The 6,859-nt window shown below is 72.2% G+C and carries 6 protein-coding genes; 4 read left to right on the top strand and 2 right to left on the bottom strand.

Going from position 1 to position 6,859, the window contains the following annotated elements; genetic code table 11:
* Positions 1–381: 381 nt before the first annotated feature.
* Positions 382–1,308, top strand: coding sequence for a glycoside hydrolase family 3 N-terminal domain-containing protein (locus tag ABT025_RS33605; protein WP_351002440.1), 927 nt, complete (start codon positions 382–384; stop codon positions 1,306–1,308).
* A gap of 225 nt (positions 1,309–1,533) precedes the next feature.
* Here ABT025_RS33605 and ABT025_RS33600 read toward each other — a convergent pair whose 3' ends face one another.
* Positions 1,534–2,457 carry an SDR family NAD(P)-dependent oxidoreductase gene (locus ABT025_RS33600; protein WP_351002439.1) on the bottom strand — a complete coding sequence of 308 codons (924 nt, stop codon included), beginning with the start codon at positions 2,455–2,457 and terminating at the stop codon, positions 1,534–1,536.
* Between the two features lie 163 nt (positions 2,458–2,620).
* On the opposite strand from ABT025_RS33600, the gene ABT025_RS33595 reads away from it, so the two are divergent.
* The 3 genes from ABT025_RS33595 to ABT025_RS33585 all read left to right on the top strand — a co-directional run bounded on the left by ABT025_RS33595 (position 2,621) and on the right by ABT025_RS33585 (position 5,606).
* Positions 2,621–3,556: a helix-turn-helix transcriptional regulator gene (locus ABT025_RS33595; protein ID WP_351002438.1), complete on the top strand. Its 936-nt coding sequence runs from the start codon at positions 2,621–2,623 to the stop codon at positions 3,554–3,556.
* A gap of 362 nt (positions 3,557–3,918) precedes the next feature.
* A complete protein-coding gene (locus ABT025_RS33590; protein WP_351002437.1) occupies positions 3,919–4,962 on the top strand; it encodes an NAD(P)/FAD-dependent oxidoreductase in 1,044 nt (347 codons plus the stop codon).
* Positions 4,959–5,606, top strand: a complete 648-nt coding sequence (locus ABT025_RS33585) for an SAM-dependent methyltransferase (protein ID WP_351002436.1) — start codon at positions 4,959–4,961, stop codon at positions 5,604–5,606. The genes ABT025_RS33590 and ABT025_RS33585 overlap by 4 nt, the downstream gene beginning before the upstream one ends.
* Before the next feature lie 231 nt (positions 5,607–5,837).
* Here the strand turns inward: ABT025_RS33585 and ABT025_RS33580 are convergent, their stop codons facing one another.
* Positions 5,838–6,551, bottom strand: coding sequence for an N-acyl homoserine lactonase family protein (locus ABT025_RS33580; protein ID WP_351002435.1), 714 nt, complete (start codon positions 6,549–6,551; stop codon positions 5,838–5,840).
* Positions 6,552–6,859 lie beyond the last annotated feature (308 nt).

Genomic DNA, 6,859 nt, shown 5'->3' with positions numbered 1-6,859 from the left:
GTGGTGAGGGTTTTTCAGCGGTGTGCTCTACCTATAAAACCCACCCCCCCGTCCGGGGCGCGCCCGCGGGGGGGGGGGGGGGGGCCCGGGGGCGCCCCCCCCCGGCCGCCCCGGTCCCCGCTTTCCCTTCCGAGGGTTCCGCCCGGCTCCACGACAGTTCGCGAAGGAGCAAGCCATGCGCTCGACACCACCCGTCAGCCGGCGCAGTGCCCTGATCGCCGGAACGGCGGCCCTGGCGGGCTGGGGCTGACGGCCGGTCCGGAAGCGGCCGCCCGGACGCCCGAGAGCTCACGTTCCCGGACCACCGCACTGTCTCCCCAGCAGCGCGCCGGGCAGTGCGTCATCCACTCCTACCCAGGCCTCACACCCCCCGCCTCCCTGATGAACGCCATCGAGGAGGGCCGCACGGCCGGGGTGATCTTCTTCGGGGAGAACATCGAGAACCTGAGCCAGGTCGAGAGCGTCATCCGGTCGATGAACGCGGCGCACGCCTCGGCCCCGGTGACAGCCCCGCTGCTCCTGATGACCGACCAGGAAGGCGGCATGATCCGCCGTCTGCCCGGTGAGCCCGTCATGTCCGCCAAGGACGTCGGCGCCTCCGCCGACCCGCATCAGTGGGCCGACTTCACCGGCAGCGGTGCGGGGATGAACCTCGCCGGCATCGGCATGAACGTCAACCTCGCGCCCGTCCTCGACGTCTACCGCCAGAACGGCGACTTCACCGACCAGTACGAGCGCTCCTACAGCAAGTCCGCCGCCGCCGTGGCCAGTTGCGGTTCGGCCTTCATCACCGCTCAGCAGGACGTCGGTGTCGCCGCCACCGCCAAGCACTTCCCCGGCCTCGGCCCCGCGTCCGCGAGCCAGAACACCGACATCCGTCCCGTCACCATCACCACGTCCGCGGCCACCCTCCGCAGCGTGGACGAGGCACCGTACCGGGACGCCATCGCTGCCGGCACCAAGCTCGTCATGCTGTCCTGGGCCGTCTACGCCGCCCTGGATCCCAGCCGCCCCGCAGGTCTGTCCCCGGCCGTCGTCGGTGAACTGCGCGACCGGCTCGGCTTCACCGGCGTCACGATCACCGACGCCCTGGAGGCCGGTGCGCTGCAGTCCTTCGGAGGTACGTCGCAGCGCGCCGTCACGGCCGCCGCTGCGGGCATGGACCTGTTGCTCTGCTCGTCGCGCAGCGTCGCCCAGGGAGACGAGGCGGTGACCGCACTGAGTGACGCGCTGGCGTCCGGCCTGCTCGACGGCAAGGCTTTCGACGCCGCCGCCGCGCGCGTCGAGGCTCTCCGCGCCGGGCTGTGACGCGCGGGCGCTCCCCGCTGTCGAGAGGCGGACCCCCGGCGAGCGGGTGCGGTGCGGGTTCGGGTCCTGGCGCCGCGCTCCTCGTCCTCCGGTGCTCCTCGCCACGTCGGGCAGCCAGGCGTCCGCATCAACGACCGCACGGTTCGCGAGGCGTACGGCAACGAGATCCCGACCCGCCGCATCCGTCTCGCGGTGACGCGCTGCCCGGCCCGAAGGCGCCACGGCTCAGGCAGCGTGTGCCGCGGTGAACCGTTCGACGGAGTCCCAGAGCTCGCCTTCGCGCCGGGGGTCGTAGGACTCCTCCGACGACCGTGCCGCGCGGGCGCGGTCGACGTAGGACCCGGTCGGTGCCTCGGTCACGCCGAGGACGATGTCGGCGAGGTAGCGCCCTGCGGCGTTGCGGCCGGTCGCGAACGGGGTGAGGGTCATGACGGGCAGGATGCGGCGCATCGCGAACCGGGAGACGGGACCCGCGTTCCGGGCGAGGCCGGTGCCGGGGACGAACCCCGGGTTGTAGGCGACGGCATCGATCCCGGCCGGCAGCCGGCGCGCGTACTCGTGCACGAGATAGACCGTGGCCAGCTTGCTCGTGGAGTACGCGGTACGTCCTCCGGCCGCGGTGGCCGGCTTCGGGAAGGCGCCCGGACGGGCGAGGACGTCCGGGGACTTCCACGCGGGCCCGGGGACCATGCCCAGGTTGTGCTTGAAGTCCCCGAAGTGGGTGTCGCTGGCGGTGATCACGATCCGGGCGGGAGTCACGAACCGGTCCTGGAGCAGGCGGACGAACAGGTGGTTGGCGAGCACGTTGATCGCGAAGGTCGACTCGAACCCGTCGGGCCCCTCGGTCAGCGCGTTCGTGTACTGCATGCCCGCGTTGCCCACGAAGCCGCGCAGCGGCGGCAGATCACCGCGCTCCAGCCGCTCGCGGATCTCGGCGGCAGCCGAGCGAACGCTGTCCAGCGAGCCGAGGTCCGCCGCGACGGACGAGACCGCACGCCCTCCCGCGCTCAGCTCCGCGGCCAGTCCCGCACCGGAGGATCCGCGGGTGACGACGAGGAGGTGCACGTCGGGCGACCGGCGCAGGATCTCCTCCGCGGCGATGCGTCCGATGCCGCGGCTCGCGCCCGTCATCACGATGGTGTGCTGCATGGGAGGCCCCTTTTGCTGGTCAGCCGGTGTGTCCGGCCGGGCACACCACCACGTTCGCGGCTCGCGCCGACGCCGACCAGTGCCGTCCCCGTGCCCAGGACCGGCAGTACCCAGGACCGGCAGTACCCAGGCTCGCAGGGCGCCGAGCGGCGAGACTGGACCCATGGCTGTCTCCCGCACCACCTTCGGCGCACTCCTGCACGCCTGGCGCGACCGGCTCTCCCCGGCCGACGCCGGCCTCACCGCGACGGCCGGCCGTCGCGCCCCGGGGCTGCGCCGCGAGGAGCTCGCGCAACTGGCCGGGCTCTCGGTCGACTACGTCCTGCGCCTGGAGCAGTCACGCGCGAAGAATCCCTCGGCCCAGGTCGTCGGCGCCCTCTCCCGGGCCCTCCAGCTCTCCCGGGCCGAGCGCGATCAGCTGTACCGCAGCGCGGGGCTCCTGCCGCCGCAGGACGGCACGGTCACCACCCATGTGCCCGCCGGCATCCAGCGGCTGGCCGCGCGCCTGGGCGACGTCCCGATCGGCGTCTTCGCCGCCGACTGGACCCTGGTGTGGTGGAACACCATGTGGAGCGCCCTGCAGGGCGACCCGTCCGCACTCCCACCGGCCGAACGGAACCTCGCGCGCGCCCTGTTCGGTACCGGTGCCGCTCGCGCCTCGCTCCATCCCATCCGGTCCGAGCGCGGGCAGGAGGCCGTCGAGACCTCGATCGTCGCCGACCTCAAGGACGCCGTATCCCGATACCCGGCGGACGCCCGGCTCGACCGTCTCGTGCACGACCTCCGCGAGGAATCCGAAGCCTTCGCCCGTCACTGGACGACGCAGACGGCCGCCGCCCAGCACGCAACCGACCGCAAGACGATCCGGCATCCGGAGACCGGCGACATCCTGCTCGACTGCGACGTCCTGATCGTGCCGGGCGCGGACCTGCGCATGGTCACCTACACGGCAGCGTCCGGAAGCAGCGACGAGGGCAAGCTCGACCTGTTGCGCGTCACGGGCGGGCGGACGGCCGCCGCGCCCCTGACACGAGGGATACGGGGCCTGCGGCCGGCCGTCGCGTCGAGGAATGCGGACCAGGTGCACGGGGGACGGTGAGGACGGGCCGTCGGCGTACTGCTCGGCGTGAGCGAACTCGCCACCGACGCACTCGCCCATGGGGCCCGCCGTGGCGCGGGGCCCGTGTCCCTCTCTGCCGGGAGCGCGGCGGAGGCGGCAGGCTCCGTATCGAGCTGCACGGCAGCGGCGACGGCGAGGCCCCGGCAGTCCGGCTCTCCGAGCCCTGTCCCGACGCCGAAGGCGGGCGCGGGCCGCTGCTGGTTGCGACGCATCGCCGATGCGTGGGAGTGGGGGAGCGGAGCCCCGGCACGGTTGTCCGGTGCGAGTTTGCCGCTTCGGCAAGGATCTTTGCCGGATTCGAGCCCGGGGCGCACCATCTTCCGTAGATGGAGGTGTTTCGCATGAGCGACATGACGCAGACGTACGACGTGGTGGTGATCGGCGGTGGGGCCGCCGGCCTGAGCGGGGCGCTGGCCCTGGCACGGGCCCGGCGTTCCGTGCTGGTGATCGACGCGGGCAGCCCGCGCAACGCACCCGCGTCCCACGTGCACAACTACCTCGGCCGGGAGGGCACACCGCCCTCGGAGCTGACGGCCGTCGGCCGCAAGGAGGCTGCCCAGTACGGAGCCGAGATCGTCGAGGGCGAGGTCACCTCTGCCGAGAAGCTGCCGGGCGGGGCCGGATTCCGGGTCGTACGGGAGGACGGGACCGCTGTCACGGCGCGCCGCCTCCTCGTCACCACCGGGCTCGTCGACGAGCTGCCGCCCGTCCCCGGCCTGGCCGAGCGCTGGGGGCAGGACGTGCTGCACTGCCCGTACTGCCACGGCTGGGAGGTCCGGGACGCGGCGATCGGCATCGTGGCACTGACACCGATGGCCGTTCACCAGGCGCTGCTCTGGCGACAGTGGAGCGCCGACATCACGCTCTTCCTCCACAACGGGACCGAGCCGGGCGACGAGGAGTACGAGCAGCTGGCGGCGCGGGGCATCGCCGTGGTGGACGGGGAGGTGGCCGGGCTCGAGGTCAGCGGTGACCGTCTCACCGGGGTGCGGCTGGCCGGTGGCCGGATCGTTCCGCGCGAGGCCGTCGTGGTCCAGCCGCGGTTCACGGCGCGCTCCGGGGTGCTCGACGGCCTCGGTCTGCACGCCACGCCGCTGGAGATGGGCGGCCACACCCTCGGTACGTACATCGCGGCGGACCCGACCGGGGCGACGGAGGTGCCCGGGGTGTGGGTGGCCGGTAACGTCGCCAGTCTGATGGAGCAGGTCATCGGTTCCGCAGCGGCGGGGCTGAAGGCCGGCTCGGCCATCAACGCCGACCTCGTCACCGAGGACACCCGTCGCGCGGTCGAGGCCCGCCGCGCACCCTTCTCGGCCGAGGCCGAGCGCCAGGTCTGCGAGAAGGCCATCGGAAACCGCCGTCACGGACTGCAGGAGACACGATGACAACCGACAGCACCGCTTCCGACGCGGCCGAGGTGTCCGACGCCGAACTCTGGGACGAGCGCTACCGGGAGAGCCACCGCATCTGGAGCGGCAACCCCAACACCGCGCTCGTCCGTGAGGTGGAGGGCCTGAAGCCGGGGCGCGCCCTGGACCTCGGGTGCGGTGAGGGGGCGGACGCCGTGTGGCTCGCCCGCCTGGGCTGGCAGGTCACCGCCACCGACATCTCACGCGTCGCCCTGGACCGGGCCGCCGAACACGGGGCCGAGGCGGGGGTCGCCGAACGGATCGACTGGCAGTTCCACGACCTCGGGGTCTCCTTCCCCGAGGGGGAGTACGACCTGGTCTCCGCGCAGTTCCTGCACTCGATGGGCGATCTGCCGCGCGAGCAGATCCTGCGCCGGGCCGCGGCGGCGGTCGCCCCCGGCGGCGTGCTCCTGATCGTCGGCCACGCAGGCTTCCCGGCCTGGGAGCACGACCACGCGGACATGCAGCTCCCCACCACGGACGAGGTGCTCGCCTCCCTCGAACTCCCCGAGGGACAGTGGGACGTGCTGGTCAGCGCGGAGCACGAGCGCGTGCAGAACGACCCGGACGGGAACCCCACCACCCGTACCGACAACGCGCTGAAGATCCGCCGGCGCTGACGGCGGGCGCCCCACCCTGATGGTTCGTGTCCGGCCCGCTCCGACCGTGGTGCGGGCCGGCCCGACCGCGCCATGCCGACGGCTTCGGCTCGGGTGTCCTGCACGGGCTGGGTGTGGGCAGGGCGAGGCTGTGACACGAGGTGCTTCGTCCTGCGTGGGACCGCCGGCCGAGGGCGTTGTCCCGCTTGCGCGTGGGCGGTTCGTCGCGTGCCACGTGCCGGAGAGCCGGGTTCAGCGGCCTTCGGATCGCGGCGGTTCCCAGACCGAGCAGTCGTGGGCGAAGAGCACGCGACGTGGGTCGAAGTCAGCGAGCCGATCGAGCCAGTGCCGGTAGGGAGGGAGCGGCTGCTCCACACCCTGAAGTGTCGCGTGGCGCGCCAACTGCTCGGACGCGAAGTCGGAAGCGAAGTCGTGTGCCTGGCCGGCGAGGACTACTGTGCCGTCGCCCTGCCGGAGGACCAGCGACTGGTGCCCCTGGGTGTGACCGGGCGTCGGAATGATCCAGATTCCCGGCCGGACCTCGGTCTCGCCGGTGACTTCCTCGTACGTTGCGCCAGGAAAGTCGATGAGTTCGTCGAAGGTGTAGCCGCCCCTGCGGGCGGTGGCCAGTTCGACGTCCTGAACCAGGATGGGCTTGCCGCCCAGAAGAGGGTTCCCGCCGCAGTGGTCGAAGTGCAGGTGGCAGTTCACGACCATGGAGATGTCGTCGAGGGTGACTCCGGAGGCCGACAGGGCGTCCTGCAACGCACGGCGTCGGGGCCGGTAGTGGGCTTCCGTCCCGGGGTCCGCATCGCCGATGCCGGTATCGAAGAGGATCAGTCCCCGGTCGTGCTGCACCAGGTAGGCGAGCACGGGTTCGACCCGCGGTTGCGAGCCGCCTGCCTCCGAGGCGGGCCGGATGAAGTACCCCAGATCGAGCCGACGCACCGGCGTGTTCTTCCCCATGCGGCCATCCTGGCAGGTCGTGGCGGGACATCCAGGCGCTCTGCCGACAGGAGAGCAGGAGAGCAGGAGGACCGGAGGACCGGAGGACCGGAGGATGCAGATCCGGTCATGGTGCTTCGACATTCGGACCGTGACGCCGCGGTCCACGTTTCCGGTCCCGCGCGCAACTCATGGGCCCACGGCGGGAGTCGCCGCGAAGGGCCCGGCCCTTGCGTGATGTCCCACGCCTTCCTCCCATCGGGTATCTGCTCCGCCATACAGGTCGGGCACTGACCTATATGACTTCTAGCGTGTTCCTCGACCGGCCG

This window comes from Streptomyces sp. NPDC002809 (assembly GCF_040295435.1).
Classification (GTDB): domain Bacteria; phylum Actinomycetota; class Actinomycetes; order Streptomycetales; family Streptomycetaceae; genus Streptomyces.
The sequence above is the reverse complement of the archived record's forward strand: the minus strand, read 5'-3'. Positions and strand labels throughout refer to the sequence as shown.